This window comes from Ancylobacter novellus DSM 506 (assembly GCF_000092925.1).
In the GTDB taxonomy this organism is placed as follows: Bacteria; Pseudomonadota; Alphaproteobacteria; order Rhizobiales; family Xanthobacteraceae; genus Ancylobacter; species Ancylobacter novellus.
The window spans coordinates 2735139-2754850 of sequence record NC_014217.1 but is presented as its reverse complement, the minus strand read 5'-3'; the positions used below and the strand labels follow the sequence as shown (position 1 = coordinate 2754850).

At 67.3% G+C, this 19712-nt stretch carries 18 protein-coding genes; 7 read left to right on the top strand and 11 right to left on the bottom strand.

Annotated elements, in window-relative coordinates; genetic code table 11:
• Positions 1–56: 56 nt before the first annotated feature.
• The 8 genes from SNOV_RS13130 to SNOV_RS13095 form a co-directional block, all read right to left on the bottom strand.
• Positions 57–731: a DUF1028 domain-containing protein gene (locus SNOV_RS13130; protein ID WP_013167431.1), complete on the bottom strand. Its 675-nt coding sequence runs from the start codon at positions 729–731 to the stop codon at positions 57–59.
• 19 nt (positions 732–750) lie between these two features.
• Entirely contained in the window at positions 751–1164 is a 414-nt protein-coding gene (locus tag SNOV_RS13125) for a RidA family protein (protein ID WP_013167430.1), read from the bottom strand.
• A 76-nt stretch (positions 1165–1240) separates the two neighbouring features.
• Positions 1241–2761, bottom strand: a complete 1521-nt coding sequence (locus SNOV_RS13120; protein ID WP_013167429.1) for a 4-hydroxyphenylacetate 3-hydroxylase family protein — start codon at positions 2759–2761, stop codon at positions 1241–1243.
• Between the two features lie 200 nt (positions 2762–2961).
• Positions 2962–4110, bottom strand: coding sequence for an acetylornithine deacetylase (gene argE, locus SNOV_RS13115; protein WP_013167428.1), 1149 nt, complete (start codon positions 4108–4110; stop codon positions 2962–2964).
• Positions 4107–4805 (bottom strand): ABC transporter ATP-binding protein, encoded by a 699-nt coding sequence (locus tag SNOV_RS13110; protein ID WP_013167427.1) that lies wholly within the window; start codon positions 4803–4805, stop codon positions 4107–4109. Before SNOV_RS13110 ends, argE begins: the two co-directional genes overlap by 4 nt.
• Complete coding sequence (locus tag SNOV_RS13105) at positions 4792–5604, bottom strand: ABC transporter ATP-binding protein (RefSeq protein ID WP_013167426.1); 813 nt, start codon at positions 5602–5604, stop codon at positions 4792–4794. The genes SNOV_RS13110 and SNOV_RS13105 overlap by 14 nt, the downstream gene beginning before the upstream one ends.
• A 2-nt stretch (positions 5605–5606) precedes the next feature.
• Positions 5607–6782: a branched-chain amino acid ABC transporter permease gene (locus tag SNOV_RS13100; protein ID WP_013167425.1), complete on the bottom strand. Its 1176-nt coding sequence runs from the start codon at positions 6780–6782 to the stop codon at positions 5607–5609.
• Positions 6782–7699, bottom strand: a complete 918-nt coding sequence (locus tag SNOV_RS13095; protein WP_013167424.1) for a branched-chain amino acid ABC transporter permease — start codon at positions 7697–7699, stop codon at positions 6782–6784. The genes SNOV_RS13100 and SNOV_RS13095 overlap by 1 nt, the downstream gene beginning before the upstream one ends.
• Before the next feature lie 305 nt (positions 7700–8004).
• On the opposite strand from SNOV_RS13095, the gene SNOV_RS13090 reads away from it, so the two are divergent.
• The 3 genes from SNOV_RS13090 (at position 8005) to SNOV_RS13080 (ending at position 11994) form a co-directional block, all read left to right on the top strand.
• Complete coding sequence (locus tag SNOV_RS13090; protein WP_013167423.1) at positions 8005–9168, top strand: branched-chain amino acid ABC transporter substrate-binding protein; 1164 nt, start codon at positions 8005–8007, stop codon at positions 9166–9168.
• Positions 9169–9420: 252 nt separating this feature from the next.
• Positions 9421–10707: a flavin-containing monooxygenase gene (locus tag SNOV_RS13085; RefSeq protein WP_013167422.1), complete on the top strand. Its 1287-nt coding sequence runs from the start codon at positions 9421–9423 to the stop codon at positions 10705–10707.
• A gap of 171 nt (positions 10708–10878) precedes the next feature.
• Positions 10879–11994, top strand: a complete 1116-nt coding sequence (locus SNOV_RS13080) for a PLP-dependent cysteine synthase family protein (RefSeq protein ID WP_013167421.1) — start codon at positions 10879–10881, stop codon at positions 11992–11994.
• A gap of 42 nt (positions 11995–12036) precedes the next feature.
• Here the strand turns inward: SNOV_RS13080 and SNOV_RS13075 are convergent, their stop codons facing one another.
• Positions 12037–12942 (bottom strand): DUF3313 domain-containing protein, encoded by a 906-nt coding sequence (locus SNOV_RS13075; protein ID WP_013167420.1) that lies wholly within the window; start codon positions 12940–12942, stop codon positions 12037–12039.
• Positions 12943–13481: 539 nt separating this feature from the next.
• On the opposite strand from SNOV_RS13075, the gene SNOV_RS13070 reads away from it, so the two are divergent.
• Positions 13482–14207, top strand: a complete 726-nt coding sequence (locus SNOV_RS13070; RefSeq protein ID WP_041782257.1) for a response regulator — start codon at positions 13482–13484, stop codon at positions 14205–14207.
• Positions 14204–15436, top strand: a complete 1233-nt coding sequence (locus tag SNOV_RS13065) for an ATP-binding protein (RefSeq protein WP_013167417.1) — start codon at positions 14204–14206, stop codon at positions 15434–15436. Before SNOV_RS13070 ends, SNOV_RS13065 begins: the two co-directional genes overlap by 4 nt.
• A 41-nt stretch (positions 15437–15477) precedes the next feature.
• Here SNOV_RS13065 and SNOV_RS13060 read toward each other — a convergent pair whose 3' ends face one another.
• On the bottom strand, positions 15478–16797 hold the full coding sequence (locus tag SNOV_RS13060; protein ID WP_013167416.1) for a PQQ-dependent sugar dehydrogenase: 1320 nt from the start codon (positions 16795–16797) through the stop codon (positions 15478–15480).
• A 209-nt stretch (positions 16798–17006) separates the two neighbouring features.
• Between SNOV_RS13060 and SNOV_RS13055 the strand changes: the two genes are divergently transcribed.
• Both SNOV_RS13055 and SNOV_RS13050 read left to right on the top strand, forming a co-directional pair.
• On the top strand, positions 17007–18608 hold the full coding sequence (locus SNOV_RS13055) for a DHA2 family efflux MFS transporter permease subunit (protein WP_081440975.1): 1602 nt from the start codon (positions 17007–17009) through the stop codon (positions 18606–18608).
• 163 nt (positions 18609–18771) lie between these two features.
• Positions 18772–19167: a PRC-barrel domain-containing protein gene (locus SNOV_RS13050; protein ID WP_013167414.1), complete on the top strand. Its 396-nt coding sequence runs from the start codon at positions 18772–18774 to the stop codon at positions 19165–19167.
• 149 nt (positions 19168–19316) lie between these two features.
• On the opposite strand, the gene SNOV_RS22980 is transcribed toward SNOV_RS13050, so the two are convergent.
• Complete coding sequence (locus SNOV_RS22980; RefSeq protein ID WP_013167413.1) at positions 19317–19601, bottom strand: hypothetical protein; 285 nt, start codon at positions 19599–19601, stop codon at positions 19317–19319.
• Positions 19602–19712 lie beyond the last annotated feature (111 nt).

Sequence of the window (19712 nt, the reverse complement as noted above, 5' to 3'; positions counted from 1 at the left end):
GGCGCTCCGGCCCGGCGGCGCAACCGCCGGGCGGAAAGGCTGATGCAGCCTCGAGACTATTCGTCGCCGGGAACGCCGTAGCTGGGAGCGGCGACCGGCTCCAAAGCGCGCTGCACATAGGCGTCCATCTGCGGCCTGTAGAGCGCCCACAGGGCGGCGAGGCGGCCGATCGGGTCGGTCTCGTCCCAGTCCACGCGCAGGTCGGCGATGGGCCAGGCTTCCTCTCCCGCCATCAGCAGGCCGGCGGAGTGCACGGGCCCGGCTTCGCCCCCAGCGGCAAGGCCGGCCTGAAGGGCGGCGATCAGCCGGTCGCCCAGCTCGCCTTCCGCTGTCTCGAACGCTGCCACCATGACGGCCGGGACCGTGGGGGCGGCGAGCAGGTTGCCGGCGGCCACGCAGTCGCGTCCCTCCGCCACGCCCCATGTGCCGAGCGTGCCGGAGCCGGAGAAGGTGGAGGTCCGGCCGGCGGCATCGACGGCGGTGAGCTGGCGGTGGTCGATATGGGCGCGCGAGGCGGCCAGCGCCTCGAGAGCGGCCGGCGCGGAAGCGCCGAGCGCCATCAGGTCGAGCGCCGCCGGGCCCAGCCGCGGGTCGGTGATGTTCTGGGAGCACACGGCGCCGACGCCCGCGCGCACATGGGCGCAGCGGGCGGCCACCGCCGGCGATGAGGAGGAGATGGCGACGCCGAAGCGGCCCGTCTTCGCGCAGCGCGCGGCGATGGAAAAGGTCATGGCTTCAATCCAGACGCTGTCAATCCGGGATCACGGCCGTGGCGTCGATCTCGACCAGCCAGCTGGGGCGGGCGAGGGCGACCACGACAAGGCCGGTGCACACCGGGTGCACGCCTTTGATGTACTCGCCCATGGTGCGGTAGACCGCCTCGCGATGGCGCACATCGGTGAGATACACCACGAGCTTGCACACATGCTCCATCGTGCCGCCGGACTCTTCGACGAGCTGGCGGATGTTCTGCATCACCTTGTGGGTCTGGGCGATGGGGTCGCCGATGCCCACGTCTTCCGCCGTGTCGAGGTCCTGCGGGCACTGGCCGCGCAGGAAGATGGTGGTGCCGCGCGCGACCACCGCCTGGGCGAGATCGTTGTCGAGGCGCTGCTCGGGATAGGTCTTGGCGGTGTTGAACGGGCGGATGCGGCGGTGGATCATTTCATTACCTCGAAGTGACGTCAGGTCGTGGAAGGCAGTGTCGGGCGGTCCGTCTTCAGTCCGGTATCGGGGCGGCTCACTCGGCCGCCGCGCGGTTCATGGACGGGTCGAACCATCGCGAAATGGCGCTGTCGCCGGCCGTTCGCGTCGCGGTTCCCAGCACCCGGTCGGAAAGGCCGGCGGACTTCTTCACCAGTTCCAGCGGGCCGTCCCAGTCGAAGTTGCGGTAGACCGCGGCGAGATGGGCGAAGGGCGGGGACTGGGCGAAGAGCTGGAAGGTCAGGCGGTGGCCCGCATAGTCCGAGTTCAGGATGTCGCGGGCGAAGGCCAGCAGCTTGCGCCGGTCGTCCGCCACCCAGTCCTCGTTGACGGTGTAGAACTTGTCGAGCCACGGCTTGGTGTCCGGGTGCGCGAAGGCCGCCGCGTCCGGCGTCACGCAGATCTGGCCGCCGCACAACTCACGCGCGACGTGCATGATCTCGTGGAGTTGGGAGCAGGCCAGCACCCGCCCGGCATAGAGCAGCGACTGGTTCGGCATCAGCAGCCCGCCGGGCGAGCGTTCGGCGAGGGTGACGGCTGCGGTCAGGTGGGCATTGATGCCTTCCCGGTAGACCGCGAGCCGGGAGAGCTTCTCCTGCACCGCCTGCTGCCGGTCGAGCCCGGTCTGGCGCACGTTGAACAGGGCCGCGCCGATGAGCATGTCGGCGAACATCAGGTTGCGCTGCACGAAGGCGAAGGCCGAATAGCGGTGCAGCGTCGCGCGGATGAACATCGCCGCCCGGGTGTGCCGGTAGAACAACACGTTCTCCCAGGGGATCAGCACGTCGTCGAAGATAACGAGGGCGTCCACCTCGTCGAACCGGTTGGAGACCGGATAGTCCTCGATGGGCTTCTGCCCGGCGAAGCCGGTGCGGCAGATGAACTTGATGCCCGGCGAGCCGAGATCGCAGATGAAGCCCACCGCATAGTCCGAATAGGCGCTGTCGCCCCAGTTGGCGATGGTGGGCTTGGTGAAGGCCTGGTTGGCGTAGGCGGCGGCGGTCTCGAACTTCGCCCCGCGCACGACGATCCCGGCATCCGTCTCCTTCACCACATGCAGCAGCATGTCCGGGTCCTGCTCCTGCGGGGGCTTGGAGCGGTCGCCCTTCGGATCGGTGTTGGCCGAGACGTGGAACGGGTCGGTGTGCAGCACCTTGTCGATGTGGTTGCGGATGTTCTCCGAGAAGCGCGGGTCGACTTCGTTGAGCACGTCCTGCCCGTCGAACAGCGACCACATCTCCCCGACGGCCTCATCCCCGACGCGGGTGACGACACCGCCGACATCCTGCAGCACGCAGTCGGTGGCGCGCCGCTTGTCCCACCAGTCCTGCTGGGTGATGGGCAGCTTGTTGCCGATGCCGTTGACCTCGCCATCCTGGGTGAAGGTCATCACGTCGCGGGTCTTGGCGTCCCACTGCATGTCGTAGATGCGCGCACGTATGTCGACGAGCGGCTTGAACATGGGGTGGGACGGGACGTCCTTCACCCGCTCGCCGTTGACGTAGACCTCGCGGCCGTCGCGGATCGACTCGAGATACTGCGCGCCCGTGCGGATCATGAGGTGACCTTTATGGAGTGGCAGGGATCCCGGGGCGGTCCGGCCGGCGGCTGTGCGTCCATGGGGTTCGATCTTGGCGCGGTGCCGATACCAAGGGAAATAGTCGTTTCCGGCCCCTTGCTTCGGAAAGACCGAAGCATCCGGCCTTCGGTGCGACATTCTTCCTAGGCAAGCGGCGCCATGGAAGAAGGCCGGCCGGCTTAGGCGGCCAGCCGGTCGAGCAGGCGGTCCATCATGCGGTCGCACGAGGCGAGCTGGTCGAGGCTGATGAACTCGTCCGGCTTGTGCCCCTGATCCATCGAGCCCGGCCCGCAAATGACGGTCGGGATGGAAAGGCGGCTGTCGAACAGCCCGCCTTCCGTGCCGAAGGCCACCTTGAAGGTCGCGGGATCCTCGACCAGAAGCCGCACGAAATCGACGATGGGCGCATCGGGCGGCGTGGCGAGGCCGGGATAGGTGTTCACCACGTCGACCGTGATGTCGGCCTGCGGAAACGCCGCCTTGCGCTGCTCCACCAGCTTCGCGGCGCCGTCCATCAGCCGGTTCAGGATCTGCGAGGCGTCGTCCTGCGCGATATTGCGGATCTCGAAATCGACCGTGCAGCGGTTCGGCACGATGTTGAGCGCCGTGCCGCCGCCGATCACGCCGGCATGCACCGTCGTGTAGGGAATATCGTAGTCGGGATCGCGCACGCCCTCAGTGGCAAGGCGGTCCTGCTGCTCGCGCAGCACGCCGACGAAGTCGCAGGCCAGATGGATCGCGTTGAGCGCCCTGGGAGCCAGCGCGGAATGTCCCTCCACGCCGCAGCAGGTGGCGCGCGCCGCCAGCTTGCCCTTGTGGCCCGTGGCGATGCGCAGCGAGGTCGGCTCGCCGACGATGCACATAAGCGGGCGCACCGGCGCCTGCTCCATGCGCTCGATCAGCGAGCGCACGCCGACGCAGCCGACTTCCTCGTCATGGCTGAAGGCAAGGTGCAGCGGCGTCGAAAGCTCGCGCCCCGCCGTCCGCTCGGCGAGAGCGAGCGCCGCGGCGACGAAGCCCTTCATGTCCGCCGTGCCGCGCCCATAGGCGCGCCCGTCCTCGACCCGCAGGCGGAACGGATCGCTGCTCCAGGCCTGGCCCTCCACCGGCACCACGTCCGTATGGCCGGAGAGCATGATGCCGGGCCGGTCGGCCGGGCCGATCGTGGCGAACAGGTTGGCCTTGCGCCCGTCCGGCGTCGCGACGATCTGCGCCTCGATCCCGCGCGCGGCGAGGAAATCCTGCGCGAAGGCGATCAGCTCGCGGTTGGGATCGCGGCTCACGGTCGGGAAGGCGATGAGCCGGTCGAGAAGTTCGAGCGTGTTCATAGGTACAGATGACGCACCGCGTCGTTCTCCAGCAGCTCCGAAGCCTTGCCGGAGGCGACCACGCGCCCCTTCACCAGCATGATGCCGCGATGGGCGATCGACAGGGCGGTCTCGGCGTTCTGCTCGATGAGCAGCACCGTCGTGCCCCGCCGGTTGATCTCCGCGACCGTGTCGAAATATTCGTCGATCAGCTTCGGCGAGAGGCCGAGCGAGGGCTCGTCCATGATGACGAATTTCGGCCCCCCGACCAGCGCGCGCGCCAGCGCCACCATCGCCTGCTCGCCGCCGGAGAGCGTGCCGGCGCGCTGGCTGATGCGCTCGCGCACCCGCGGGAACAGCTCCAGCATGGCCTCCAGCCGGTCGGCGAAGCGCCCCTCGGCCCGCTGCGCCTCGAAGCCGAGGCGGATATTGTCGCGCACGCTGATGTCGGCGAACAGGCGGCGGCCTTCCGGCACGAAGCCGATGCCGAGCGCGCTCAGCGCCTCGGTCCGGGTCTGGCCGAGCTCCTGTCCCATGATGCGGATGCGGCCGCCGGCCAGCGGCAGCAGGCCGGAAATGGCGCGGAAGGTCGTGGTCTTGCCGGCGCCGTTGGGGCCGAGAACGCAGACCACCTCGCCGGTCTCGACCTTGAAGGAGACGTCGCGCAGCATGGCGACGACGCCGTAATTGGTGTCGACCTTGTCAAGCTCCAGCATGCTGCGCCGCCTTGCGTCCGAGATAGGCTTCCTGGACCCGCGGTATCTTGCGGATCTCCTCGTAGGGCCCGTCGGCCAGCTTCTGCCCGTAGTCCAGCACCATCACCCGGTGCGGCAGGCTCGCCACCAGCCGCATGTCGTGCTCGATGATCATCAGCGCGAGGTCGGGTCGCTGCGCACAGACGGCGCGGATGTCGTCCATCAGCGCGTCGGTGTCGGCGTCGTCCATCCCGGAGGAGGGCTCGTCCAGCAGCAGCACCTTGGGATCGGTGGCGAGCGCGCGGGCGATTTCGAGGCGCCGGCGGTCGGCCTGCGCCAGCTCGCCGGCCGGGCGGTGGCGCTGCTCGTGCAGGCCGCGCGAGACGCTCTTCAGCAGCGTCTCGGCATGGACGGCGGCGGCGTCCAGCTCCGCCTTGGCGCGCCCGCGCCGGAAGATGGCGTCGAACACGCCCGACTTCGTATGGGTGTGGCGGCCGATGATGACGTTGTCGAGCACGCTGAGGTCGCCGAACAGCCGGCTCGACTGGAAGGTGCGGGCGATGCCGCGCGCGACGATCTTGTGCGCGGGTACGCCGTTCAGGCGCTCGCCCTCCAGCCGCACCTCGCCGGAGGACGGGATGTAGATGCCGGTGATGATGTTCAGCAGCGTCGACTTGCCGGCGCCGTTCGGCCCGATGATGCCGAGGATCTCGCCGCGCTTCAGCGTGAAGGCGACTTCCGCCATGGCGACGAGGCCGCCGAAGCGCATCGTGAGATTTTCGCCCTCGAGGACGACGGGGGAGGAGGCAGTAAGGCCCATGGTCAGTGTCCGTAGCGACGCAGGCGCTGAGGGAAGAGGCCCTGGGGCCGGATCATCAGGAAGACGATGACGGTCACGCCGAAGAACAGGATCCGGTAGTCGGAGAAGGCGCGCAGCTTCTCGGGCAGCAGCGTCAGCAGGAAGGCGCCGACGATGACGCCGAGGATGTTGTCCATGCCGCCGGCGATCACCATGGTCATGATCGTGACCGAGACCAGGAAGGTGAAGTTGTCCGGCGAGATGAAGCCCACGTAGAAGGCGTAGATCGTGCCCGCGAAGCCGGCGAGGAAGGCGTCCACCGCGAAGGCCAGCACCTTGTACCAGGTGACGTTGATGCCCTGGCAGCGCGCCGCCAGCTCGTCGGTGCGCAGCGCGTTCCAGGCGAGGCCGACGCGGGAATCGTGCAGGCGTCGGGCGAAGACGATGGAGATCAGCACCAGCAGCGCCGAGAGGTAGTAAAAGTTCGCCTGCGACGGCAGTTCCTGGCCGAAGATCACCAGCGGGGAAGCGAAGGAGTGGCCGAACAGCTCGGGGGCGGGAATGCCGACGAGGCCGTTCGGGCCGCCGGTGAATTCCAGATTGTTCAGGAGCTGGTGGATCACCACACCGAAGGCGATGGTGACGAGGGCCAGATAGCTGTCCCGCGTGCGCATCGAGGGGATGCCGAGCAGGAAGCCGAAGATGGTCGCCACCACCGCGGCCACCGGCAGCGCCAGCCAGAAGCTGATGCCGAAATTCAGCGCCAGCAGCGCCGACGCATAGGCGCCGATGCCGTAGGAGGCGCCGGTGGCGAAGTTCGGGATGTTGGCGCTGCCGAGCTGGAAGTTGAGCGCCAGCGCGAGCACCGCGTAGAGCATCGAGATGACGCACAGGTGCAGCGCGTAGGTGTTCCCTTCGAGGACGAAGGGGAACGCCAGCACGATGGCGATGCCGAGCAGCAAAGCGAGGCGCGAATGGCGCGCGAAGGCGGCCTCGACGCGGGCTTCAAGCGAGGGCACCCGTTCCATGAGCACGAGCGCCGCCCCGAAGATCAGCAGCAGGCCGATGACGAGGCGCCAGTCGTCGATCAGCAGGAACTGGCGCAGGAACAGGGCGCCGGCGAGCTGGACGGCGATCACCGTGAGGGCGCTGACGACCGGATTGGACGTGTCGCGCGGCAAGGCCAGGCTCTCCGCCATCAGACTTTCTCCACAAGGCTGCGTCCCATCAGCCCGGACGGGCGGAACACCAGAACGCCGATGACGAGCAGGAAGACGAACACCAGACGGTAGGAGGCGCCGTTCGGCACGGTGGCCTGGACCAGCGTGTCCAGCCCCGCGATCAGCAGGCTGCCGATGATGGCGCCCGGCATCGAGCCCAGCCCGCCGACCACCGCGGCCGAGAAGCCGATGAGCCCGACATCGATGCTGAAGTCGAAGCGGGCCATGCCGGCATAGCTGGAGAAGAACAGGCCGCCGACGGCGCCGATGGCGGAGGCGACGAAGAAGGTGGCGCGGAAGATGCGGCCGGGATTGATGGCCATCAGCCGGGCGGCGTCGCGGTCCTGCGAGACCGCCTTGATGTGCAGGCCGAGGCGCGTGCTGTTGAGCATGAAGAACAGCGCGCAGACGGCGAGCACCGACACGACGATCACCGTCACGCTGAACAGGGGAATGGTGAAGCCGGCGAGCGTGACGTTGCCCTCGACGAGGCGAGGGAAGGCGTGCGGGTTGCTGCCGTTCGGGAAAAGGTGGCGGATCAGCTCGCGCAGCACGATGCCCAGCGCCACCGTCGCCACCAGCGCCATCATCGCGGGCGCCTGCCGGAACCTCTGGATCACCACGAGGTCCAGCAGCACGCCGATCACCCCGGTGATGGCGATGGCGACCAGAAGCGCGAGGAGGAAGGTGCCCAGCGAGCCGGCATCCCCGAGCGCGGAGCCGATGGCGGAAATGACGGAGAGCGCGAGAAACGGCGCCAGCAGCGAGACGTCGCCATGCGAGAAATGGATGATGTTCAGCACGCCGAACAACAGGCTGAACCCGACGGCGATGAGCGCATAGATGCTCCCCAAGGTGATCCAGTTCAATAATTGCTGGAGGAAGAGCTCGCTCATGGTCGGCCTCTTGGGTGGCTCTCTGCTTAGGGTCGCGCGTGGGGCGGACACTGCCCCAAAGCAGCGCGGGATCAGAATAGTTTTTTCTAAATCAATGGGTCCGATGTTTTGAAGACTGGGCTTCCTGCCGGCGGCTCTCCGCGCGTGAGAGAGGCTTGATTAGGGAAATCCAAGGTCAACGGTTCCAAAGTTCCGATTTTCTTTCTGATGGCGGCAAGTCCAGATTTCGGCGCGTGGGAGGTCGCACGCCTCCCGGCAAACCGTGAATGGTCGCGCCTACTGGCCATTCCAGAGGAGAAAAAATCATGGCCTTCGTGTCTGCCGAGCGCCAGAAGCGCTCCCTTCTTTCGCAGCGGCCCCTGCGTTTCGCCGCTCTCGCCGCGGTCTTCGCCTTCGCGGGCATTGGCGGGGCTGCCCCGCTGCAGGCTCAGGAGACCGTGAAGATCGGCTTCATCGGTCCGCTGAGCGGCGGCAACGCCCAGCAGGGCATCGCGGCTCGCAACGGCTTCCAGCTCGCCATCGACCAGGCCAACGCCGCCGGCGGCCTGCCTTTCAAGATCGAGCCGGTCATCCTCGATGACGCGGCCAATCCGCAGACCGGCGTCGCCGCCGCCCTTAAGCTGACCAACGATCCCAAGGTCGTCGCCGCGACCGGCCACTGGAACAGCGGCGTCGCGCTCGCCACCATCCCGGTGTTCAGCCGCGCCAACGTGCCCTTCGTGGTCTGGGGCGCGATCAGCCCGAAGATCACCGAGAAGAACAACCCGATGGTATCGCGCGTCGTCACCACGCTGGTGAACACCAATGCCCCGCTCGCCAAGTGGGCGGTCGGCAATATCGGCAAGCGCATCGCCATCGTCTCCGACACCAGCGACTACGGCGCCGCCAACCTCGCCAACTTCAAGAAGTTCTTCGAGGCCGATGGCGGCACCATCGTCGCCGCCGAGAGCGCCCCGGTCGGCACCACCGATTTCCGCGCCCTGCTCACCAAGATCAAGGGCGAGAACCCGGACGCCATCTATTTCGGCGGCGTGGTGGCGGAAGCCGGCCTGGTGCGCCAGCAGATGGTGCAGCTCGGCATGAACCAGCCGATGATCGGCGTCGACGGCTTCTACGACCCGGAGTTCCTGAAGATCGCCGGCGCGGCCGCGAACGGCACGATCTCGGGCATCGCCAAGGAAGTCGGCAACGCCAAGCTCGACGCGATGACGACCGCCTATCAGGCCGCCAACTTCGCCGAGCCGGTCGGCTCCTACACCAAGAACGCCTATGACGCCGCGAACATCATCATCGAGGCGCTGAAGACCGCCGGCACCAAGGACAAGGCCGCCATCGCCAAGGCCATTCGCGGCATCGAGTTCGATGGCGCCCTGGGCCACACCAGCTTCGACGAGAACGGGCAGACCAAGCGCGAGGTCGAGCTTGAGCTGCGCGAAGTGAAGAACGGCGAGTGGGTCGTTCGCCCTTGAGGTGAAACCAGCGTCGGCGCGCACCTTGCAAGGATCGCGCGCCGATGCGGCTGCCGTGCGCATCCGGCTCCGATTCCCGATGAGACCGGCCAGGCGGCGGGAAACGTGGACGTTTTGAAGTCACGGTATTGCGGGTCGCCGCAGTGGTTAGGTTTATCCTAGCCAGCTTAAAGCATGTTTCTAATTTATCTTATGAAGACCCAATAATAAAATCGCTTGATGATTGCCGGACAACTCGCAAAGGACAGCACAATGTCAGTCGAAAAAATCGATACGCTGGTCATCGGCGCTGGACAGGCCGGCATAGCGATGAGCGAGCATCTGAGCAACAACGGCGTGCCGCACCTTGTGCTGGAGCGCTCCCGGATTGCCGAACGCTGGCGGTCGGAGCGCTGGGACTCGCTGGTGGCCAACGGCCCCGCCTGGCACGATCGCTTTCCCGGCCTCTCATTCTCCGATGTGGACGCCGGCATTCAGCCCAACGATTTCGTCCCGAAGGAGAAGGTGGCGGACTATTTCGTCGCCTATGCCCGGAAGATCGACGCCCCGATCCGCTGCGGCGTCGAGGTGCTCAAGGTCGAGCGCAACAGCGGCGGCTCGGGCTTCCGCGTCGAGACTTCCGCCGGCGTGATCGAGGCCAAGCGGGTGGTCGCCGCGACAGGTCCGTTCCAGCGTCCCATCATCCCCGCCGCGATCCCGGCCGCGCCGGGCATCACCCAGATGCACTCGACCGGCTACCGCAATCCCGGCCAGTTGGCCGAAGGGGCTGTGCTGGTGGTCGGTGCCGGTTCCTCCGGCGTTCAGATCGCCGAGGAACTGCTGCGTGCCGGCCGGCGCGTCTATCTCTCGGTCGGGCCGCACGACCGTCCGCCCCGCGCCTATCGCGGCCGTGACTTCTGCTGGTGGCTGGGGGTGCTCGGCAAATGGGACGCCGCGGCGCAGGAGCCCGGCAAGGAGCATGTGACCATCGCCGTGAGCGGCGCCAATGGCGGCTATACCATCGATTTCCGCCGCCTGGCCGCGCAGGGCATGACGCTGGTCGGCAAGACCGAAGTCTGCCGGGACGGCGTGGTCACCTTCGCGCCCGACCTCGCCGTCAATCTGGCGCAGGGCGACGACAATTACCGCTCGCTGCTGGACGAGGCCGATGCCTATGTCGCCCGCAACCACCTCGACCTGCCGGAAGATCCCGAGGCGCGCGCCCGCGTGCCGGACTCCGCCTGCGTGACCGATCCGATCCTCTCGCTGGATCTGGCCGCCGCGGGCATCACCACGGTCATCTGGGCGACCGGCTTCGCGCTGGACTATGGCTGGATGCATGTCGATGCCTTCGACGCCAACGGCAAGCCGAAGCACCAGCGGGGCGTGTCGACCGAGCCCGGCATCTATTTCCTCGGCCTGCCCTGGCAGTCGCGGCGGGGATCGAGCTTCATCTGGGGCGTGTGGCACGACGCCAAATATCTGGCGGACCAGATCGTGATCCAGCGCAACTACGCCTCCTATGACGAAGAGATGCGCCTCGAAGCCGAGAGCGTCTGACGTTCGTCACGACCATGGGCGGCTATCGGGAGGTCGCTTGCGGGACTCCAGATAGCCGCTTTCCTATTGCGGGTTCCCTGCCGAACGGCGCCGCCCGGCACGACCACTTATGGGCGAGGCCCAGCAGGTGCTGTATCAGAAGCTGCTTCGACCGCAGACTGAGAGCCCGCAATGACGAACCTCACCCAGGTCTCGCCCCGCCCCGCATGCCGCGCCCCGCAGCCGCGCGACTGGGTGTGCACCGCCATCCAGCGGATCGAGGCGGACATCAACCGCTCCGCCGACACGCATCTCATCCGCGTGCCGCTTCCCGCCCTGCCGGGGATCACGTTCTATCTGAAAGACGAGTCGAGCCACCCGACCGGAAGCCTCAAGCACCGGCTGGCGCGCTCGCTCTTTCTCTATGCGCTGTGCAATGGCTGGGTCGGGCCGGAAACCCTCATCGTGGAGGCGTCCAGCGGATCGACCGCCGTGTCGGAAGCCTATTTCGCCCGGCTCATCGGCCTTGATTTCGTGGCGGTGATGCCCCGGACCACCTCGCCGGAGAAGATCGCCGCCATCGAGTTCCAGGGCGGCCGCTGCCACCTCGTCGACGATCCCAAGACCGTCTATGGCGAGGCCGCCGAACTCGCCCGCAAGGCGGGCGGCTTCTATATGGACCAGTTCACCTTCGCCGAACGCGCGACGGACTGGCGCGGCAACAACAACATCGCCGAATCGATCTTCGCCCAGATGTCGCAGGAACCCGATCCGGTGCCCAGCTGGATCGTGACCGGCGCGGGAACCGGAGGCACCTCGGCGACGATCGGGCGCTATATCCGCTACCGGCGGCACCAGACCCGGCTCTGCATCGCCGATCCGTCGGAATCGGTGTTCCATCGCAACTACGAGGATCATTCGGTCCTCGAGGTGGAGCGCTGCCTTTCCATCATCGAGGGCATCGGCCGCCCGCGCGTCGAACCCTCGTTCATTCCCGAGGTGGTCGACCGGATGATCACCGTTCCGGACACGTTGTCCGTCGCCGCCATGCGCGTCATCAGCGACATGCTCGGCCGCCGCTGCGGCGGCTCGACGGGCACCAGCACCTATGCCGCGCTCCGGCTGGCGGAGGAAATGGCGGAAGCGGGCGAAACCGGGTCGATCGTCTCCATCCTCTGCGACTCCGGCGAACGCTACGCCTCCACCCTCTACAACGACGCCTGGCTCGCCGCGCGTGACATCGCCATCGCGGCGCCCATGGCGCAGTTGGAGGATTTCCTGAAAGGCAGGGGGAGCCTTCCCCTCTGATTTCCCTGCGGGGAGGGCGCCCCGGCGCGTGCCGGCGCCCGGCTATTGCGCGGCTGCCTGCGCCGGCTCGGCCGCCATCGGTTCCTGTTCCGGCGGCGGTTCCGTGCTGCGCGCCACCTTGGCGCCCTGATCGGTCCATTCGGGCGGCAGTCCGAGCTGGCTCCCGACGACGCCGGCAAGGCCGGGATAGCGCCCGTAGCGCTCGCACTCCGCATATTTGGGCGGCAGGCCTATCGCCGAGTTGATCTTCTGCCAGGAGGGGAGATCGATGCCCGATTTGCCGAAGGGGCTCTCGCCCTTGACGAGCAACTCGCCGAAATCCTCGCCGAAGGCGTCCGCCAGCTCATAGGCGTCGCTCGCCTTGGAGGCCCTCGGCGAGTTGAAGAAGGCGTTTGCACCCCGGGCCCAGAGCATCGACGCCTCCTGCACGCCCATGGGATTGGTGGCTTCGGCTTCCATCGAGAGATTGCCCAGTCCGATTGGAATGCGCGGCGTCGGGACCGGCACGGACATGTCCACGAAGTTCATGCCGATCGACGCGGCGGCGGAAATGCCGGCCGCGACCTCGTCGGTATCCGTCGCCTGGGTCACGGTTGCCCGCACGGTCAGGTCCGCCGGCTCGCCCAGCGCCACCAGCGTGAAGCGATCGCTGAGACTGACGCACAGCCCGCGATTGACGGCATTGGCGATGAGCGCCCGCTGCGGGGGCGTCAATTTGGGCGCGATGGTCGGGGGAAAGCTCGTGGGGATGATCTTGACCGTCCTGGCGGCGAGGACCGCCTCCTTCTGGACCTTCAGGCGCGATTTGGTGACCAGCCCGTCCGACGCCGTCATGGCGTCATAGGACGACAGCCCCATGCCCGGCACCAGCGGCGCGGGAGCACAGCCGGCCAGCAGGCCGGAGATGGCCAGCAGGCCGGCGTATCCGGCATCACGAAGCGGTCGCATCGGAGGCTCCCCGCACACATGAGAGGCCCGGCTTGAGAGCGTGTGCGATGCGGCTGCGCGTCAGGGCTGCCGGGCCCGCGCCATCCGGCAAGAAAAACCCGGCGATATACTGGAGGCTGAACGATGCCAGCGTTGCGGCGATGGAGATAAAGCTGCCGACGGGCCCCGAGTGGACCGCATAACTGGACGACAGGTCGGCGTACAAGTAGAAACTCAGCGTAGTTAAGTTACGAAACGCGTGTGATCGGGCGCCAAGTCTTCGGTTTTCCCCGAATACGATAGATTCCGTCTCGCAAATAACGCGCATCCAGCGCCTCCCGGGATTGCCCAGTGCTGACAAGTATTGCACTGAGGTATCGGTACCCGGCCTTGTGGATTAAAATCTGGCTCTAAATGTCCGAATGCGTCTGCGTGAATTATTTTGATGTCGAAACATGTCTGGCGGCGTTTTCGGCCGGTGTTGACATACAAAAGCCCTGACTGGCCCGCTACGGCAGGACGTCCAAACCTTGGAAGAGACAGGCCGTTCGCAGCAGCCCATGAGCACGCAAGCGCCGCAAATTCTCGTTGCCGACGACGACAGCGAAATCCGCAAGCTCCTTGCCCGATACATGCGTGAACAAGGTTTCCGCGTTCAGCTCGCGTCGAGCTGTGCCGAGGTCAATGAGAAGATCGTGGTCCACCAGCTGGATCTCATCATTCTCGACGTGATGCTGCCGGACGGGTCGGGCCTGGACCTCTGCCGCGATCTGCGGGCCGGGCGGTCGAACATACCGATCATATTGCTCACCGCGCTGCAGGAGGATGTCGACCGCATCATCGGGCTCGAGATCGGCGCCGATGACTATCTCGGCAAGCCCTTCAATCCCCGCGAACTCGCCGCCCGGGTGCGCGCGGTCCTGCGCCGGGGCGTGAATGCCCGGCCTGAATCCCGCTCGACGGGCCTCTACCGGCTCGAGAACTTTTTCGTCGATGCCTCCTTGCGCTCGGTGACCGACGCCGCGGGCACCGCCATCGCGTTGACCGGCGCGGAATTCGATCTGCTCATCATCTTTCTCGACCGGCCGGGGCGCGTGCTGTCCCGCGAGCAGTTGCTCGATCTCACCGGCCGGAGCGTCGACGTGCTGGACCGTTCGATCGACGTTCTCGTCAGCCGCCTGCGGCGGAAACTGTCGAACGAGGGGGCCAGCCAGATCTTCAAGGCGATCCGCAACGGCGGCTATCAGCTCGCCGCGAAGGTCAGCACCGTCGACAGGCCGGCATGAAGACGCTCCGCGCCAAATTCGCCCTGCTGCTGGTGGTGTCGATCGTCGCCGTGGTCGCGCTGATCACGCTCGCGGTGATCTATGTCTTCACGACGCCGAAGGAAATCGAAGTCGACCTCCTCGCCAAGCAGTTCATCACCATGGAGCGGCTGGCAAAGCAGAGTCCGAACACCGGCGATCTCGCCCGAGCCCCCGCCGCCGGCGCCCTCGACGGCGATCAGACCGAACTCCTGCGCGCGGCGACCGAGCGGCTGGGGACGCGCATCGACCTTCTCGTGACGCACAGGGCGGACGACTTCCGGTTTCGCGCCGTCTCGCTGCCCGTCGGGCCGGATCGCTGGATCATCGTGGACATCGATCCACCGTCCGATCCGGAATTATTGGTGTGGCTGGCGCTGATGAGCCTCGGTGTCGGATCGGTCGCGGTGAAGGCGGCCAATCGCATGAGCCGGCCTCTGGCGCTTCTGGAGAGCGCCGTGGAATCGGTCAATGCGGACGGGACGCTTCCCGTGCTCGCCGAGCAGGGGCCGGCCGAGGTGCGCGCGACCGCGGCGGCGATCAACGCCCTTTCCGCCCGCCTGAAACAGGCGATCGAGAGCCGGATGCGCCTGGTCGCCGCGGCCGGCCACGATCTCCGCACGCCGCTGACGCGCATGCGGCTGCGTGCGGAATTCGTCTCCGGCGACGAGGAGCGGGCGCTGTGGCTGAGGGACATCGACGAGCTCCAGCGTATCGCGCACAGCGCCATCCAGCTCGTGCATGAGGAGACGACGAAGACACCGGCGGAGACGCTCCGCCTGGACGAACTCGTCGGCAACATCGTGGAGGAGCTGCGCGAGCAGGACTACGCGATCGAGATGGCCGAGACCTTCCCGGTCTCCGTCAGGGCCAGCCACCTGACCTTGAGCCGCGCCTTGCGCAATCTCTTCATCAACGCCGCGACCCATGGCGTGCGGGGCCGCGTGATCGTGACGTGCGGCGAGACGGCGAGGATCACCATCTCCGACGAGGGGCCGGGCATCGCGCCGGAGATAGCGGACGAGGTGTTCGAGCCGTTCTTCCGCGCCGACCGGGCGCGGAGCCAGAACATCCCAGGCGCGGGTCTCGGCCTCACCATCTCCCGCGAGATCATCCGCAAGGCCGGCGGCGACATCACCCTCGCCAACCGGCCGGGCGGCGGCCTGGTGCAGACGGTCGAACTGCCCGCCGTCGCGGCCGCTATGGGGTGATCTGCAGCGAAGCCCGGACCTTGGCGCCCGCTCTAGGTGCGCTAGTGCGGCGTGACTCGCCAGATGCAGTCGCCCACATCGTCCACCACCAGCAGGCCGCCGCGCTTGTCGACGAGCACGCCGACCGGACGGCCGAGCGCCTTGCCGTCGACGCGGAAGCCGCCGAGGATTTCCTCCGGGCCGCCGGCGGGAGCGCCGTCGCGGAAGGGGATGAAGATCACCCGGTAGCCCGAGGGCGGGTTGCGGTTCCACGAGCCGTGCTGGCCGATGAACACGCCGTCCTTGAACCGCGCGCCGAAGCGCTCGTCGTCGACGAAGGTAAGGCCGAGCGAGGCGGTGTGCGAGCCGAGCGCATAGTCGGGTTTCAGCGAGGACGCCACGAGATCGGGCCGCTGCGGCTGCACCCGCTCGTCGACGATCTTGTCGTAATAGCAATAGGGCCAGCCATAGAAGGCGCCGTCCTTCACCGAGGTCATGTAGTCCGGCACCAGGTCGTCGCCGATCTCGTCGCGCTCGTTGACCGCGGTCCAGAGCTCGCCCGTGACCGGGTTCCAGTCCATGCCGACCGGATTACGCAGGCCGCCGGCGAAGACGCGCACCGCGCCGGTCGCGATGTCGACCTCGAGGATATTGGCGCGGTTCACCTCCTCCTGCATGCCGAACTCGGCCACGTTGGAATTGGAGCCGACGCCGACATAGAGCTTTGTGCCCGCCTTGTTGGCGACGAGGCTCTTGGTCCAGTGGTGATTGCGCCCCGCCGGCAGGTCGCAGACCTTCACCGGCGCCGCGTCGATGCGGGTGGCGCCCGCCACATAGGGAAAGCGCACCACCGAATCCGCATTGGCGACGTAGAGCTGATCGCCGACCAGCGCCATGCCGAAGGGCGAGTGCAGGTTCTCGATGAAGGGCAGCTTGACCTCGGCGATGCCGTCGCCATCGGCGTCGCGCAGCAGGGTGATGCGGTTGGCACTCTTCACGCCGGCGCCGGCGCGCACCATGACGAAGCCCATCACCCACCAGCGCGGGCTGAACTTGGCCGCCGAGGGCGGGGCCGCCGTCTCGGCGACGAGTATATCGCCATTCGGCAGCTCGTAGATCCAGCGCGGATGGTCGAGGTCTTCGGCGAACGCCTCCACCTTGAAGCCGGCCGCGGGCTTCGGCTTCTGCCCTTTGCCCCAGCCGATCGCGGGGGCGATCTTCATGATCGGGATGAGCGTCGGCTTCGGCTTGGGCAATTGCGGGAGCGAGCCATAGCCGGCGTCCTCGTCGAGCGCCGGCGCCTTGCGCAGTGCGGTGAGCAGATGGGCGACCCCGGTCACGCAGGCGCCGAGGAAGCCGCTGATCTTCACGTAATTGGCCATGACAGCTCCGAATGTGCGTTGCGGCGATCTAAGGCCTCAAAGGTACTCCTGGGCAATCCCCACTTTGTGCAGAACGGCCCGGCATTGCCGGTTAGCCCGATGGTCGGATGACGGCGACGATGGGATCGTCTTCCGATCTTCGGTCACAGGCCCATATGGCTCTCGCGCGCGGCCGCGATGCCTTGACTTGGGGAGGTCCCACGCTCGTGATGGGAAGCCGAACATCCTTCGCTCGAGGGGCACGTCCGTTGCCAGCCTTCAGCGAGAGCCTTCCTTCGGGAGACAGTGCGCCGGACCGCGTGCCCGCGCGCATATGGATCGGCTTTGGCGCGCTGTGCCTCGGCATGTTCATGGCGGTGCTGGACATCCAGGTGGTGGCGACCTCGCTGCCCACCATCCGCACCGCGCTCGCCATTCCTGCCGACATGATGAGCTGGATCCAGACCGCCTACCTCATCGCCGAGGTGATCGCGATCCCGCTGACCGGCCTGCTGACGCGCGCGCTCGGCATGCGCGTGCTGTTTGCCCTCGCCGTGGGCGCTTTCACGCTGGCCTCGATCGGCTGCGCGGCGAGCATGGGGTTCGCCTCGCTGGTCACCGCACGCGTGGCGCAGGGCTTTTTCGGCGGGATGCTGGTGCCGCTGGTGTTCTCGGCGGTGTTCCTGCTCTTTCCGTTCCGGCTCCAGGGCTTCGCGACCACCATCGCCGGCCTTTTGGCGGTGCTGGCGCCCACCGTCGGGCCGGTTGTCGGCGGCTGGATCACGCAGACTACCTCGTGGCACTGGCTGTTCCTCATCAATGTCGCGCCGGGCATCCTTGCCTGCGCGCTGGGGCTGGCCCTCCTGGCGCGCGAGGCGGCCGACCGGGCGCTGCTGCGTACGCTGGACATCGCCGGCCTCGCGCTGCTGGCGATCTGCCTCGCCAGCCTGCAGATCGGCCTGAAGGAGGCGCCGCAGCGCGGCTGGCTGGCCGCGCCGGTTCTCGCTCTGCTTGCCGCCAGCGTGCTCGCCGGCGCGGTGTTCGTGCGGCGAATGCTGGTCGGAACGACGCCGATCATTCAGCTGCGCACCTTCCGGGACCGCGGCTTCGCCATCGGCTGCGCGCTCAGCTTCATTCTCGGCATGGGGCTGTACGGCACGGTCTATCTGATGCCGGTATTCCTCGCCTTCGTGCGCGGGCACGGGCCGCTGGCCATCGGCATGGTGATGCTGGTCACCGGCGTGACGCAATTCGTCACCTCGCCGGCCGCGGTGGCGCTGGAGCGGCGCAGCGATGCGCGGCTGCTGACCATCCTGGGCTTCGCGCTGTTCGGCGTGGGGCTCGCCATGAGCGCGTTCTCGACCCGCGAGACCGATTATGACGGCATGTTCTGGCCGCAGGTCGTGCGCGGCGGCGCGATCATGCTGTGTCTGCTGCCGCCGACCCGCCTGGCGCTGGGCGCCCTGCCGCCCGAGGCGGTGCCGGACGCCAGCGGCCTGTTCAACCTGATGCGCAATCTGGGCGGTGCCATTGGCATAGCGCTGATCGACACGGTGATCTTCGGGCGCAGCCCCGTCCATGCCGAAGCGCTCAAGCAGCGGCTGCTCGCTGGAGACACGGCCGCCGCCGATCTCGTCGGGCTGCCGGCCGATGCGCTGCACGGTGCGGTCACGGGCCCGCTCGACCCGGCCATCGAGGCTTTCGTCCGGCCGCTGATCGAGAAGGCCGCGATGGTGCAGTCGATCAACGAGGCGTGGCTCATGCTCGCCTGCTGCACCTTCGCCGGCTGCGCCCTGGCGCTGCTGGCGCCGGCGCGAAGCGGGCGACGCTAACGGCCGAACCCGATTTAAGTGATTGACGGCGCGGCGGGTTCCAGCTCGGGATGATCTTTTTCTCCCCTTCGTTGCACCCCGATTTCACGCCGGAACGCTGGCCCGCCACCCGCGTTGAGCACGCGACGCCGGCGTGGCGTCCAATTGTTAGGGAGTATGCTTGATGCGCGCGAACATCATCGGCCTTGCCGCGGCGGCGGCCCTGCTTTCCGCCCCCGCGCTGGCGCAGACGCCGATCACCGAGACCGCCAACGTCGCCGTGGGCCCGAGCGACGCGCTCGCCTCCAACCTCGTCGGGCTCGACGTCAACAACGCCGCCAATGAGGATGTCGGCGAGATCGAAGACCTCGTGCTCGACAGCTCGATGAATGCGAAAGGGCTGGTGCTTTCGGTCGGCGGCTTCCTCGGCATGGGCGACCGCTATGTCGTGGTCCCGCCGAATGCGGTGAAGGTGACGTTCGACGGCTCCGCCAAGGAATGGAAGGGCACCAGCACGCTGACGCGCGAACAGCTCAAGGCGATGCCCGAGTTCAAGTACGAAGGGAAGTTCGACGACTGATCCCCGCTTCCGCGCCGGTCATGACCCCGCTCTCCGCCGGAGGGCGGGGTTTTTTCTCGCCACCTCCGGGCCGCAAACGGCGACGCGGCACGCAACAGCCCTCGCGCGCGTCCGGGACGCGCGCGCAGTCGCCGGATCGTTCGCGCCCGCTATTCCATGATCCGGGGCGTGCCGCAGTTCGGCGGGGCGCAGTCCGGCAGCTTGATGTCGGCTGCGGTTCCCTCCGGCGGCGGTCCCGGCGGGGGCTGCACCACCCCGGTCACCGGATTCGGCGCGGACGGGTCCCACGGTTGTTCCCGAGTGGGGCTGCCCGCCGGCGGCCGCGACATTCCCGGGCGGTCGGATTGCTGCCCTGCGGTCTGTGCGAACGCGGGAGCGCCGGCGGCCGCCAGCATCAGCGATCCAGTCACAAGCGAAATGACGGATTTCATCATGGTCGTCCCCTCCCTGGAGAGGCAACGCGGCGTGAGGAACGCTGTTCCTCGTGACGGGCGCCTTAAGTCCGCGCACTCCTTTTCCTCTATCGGCGGCAGTCTTGCCGCCTG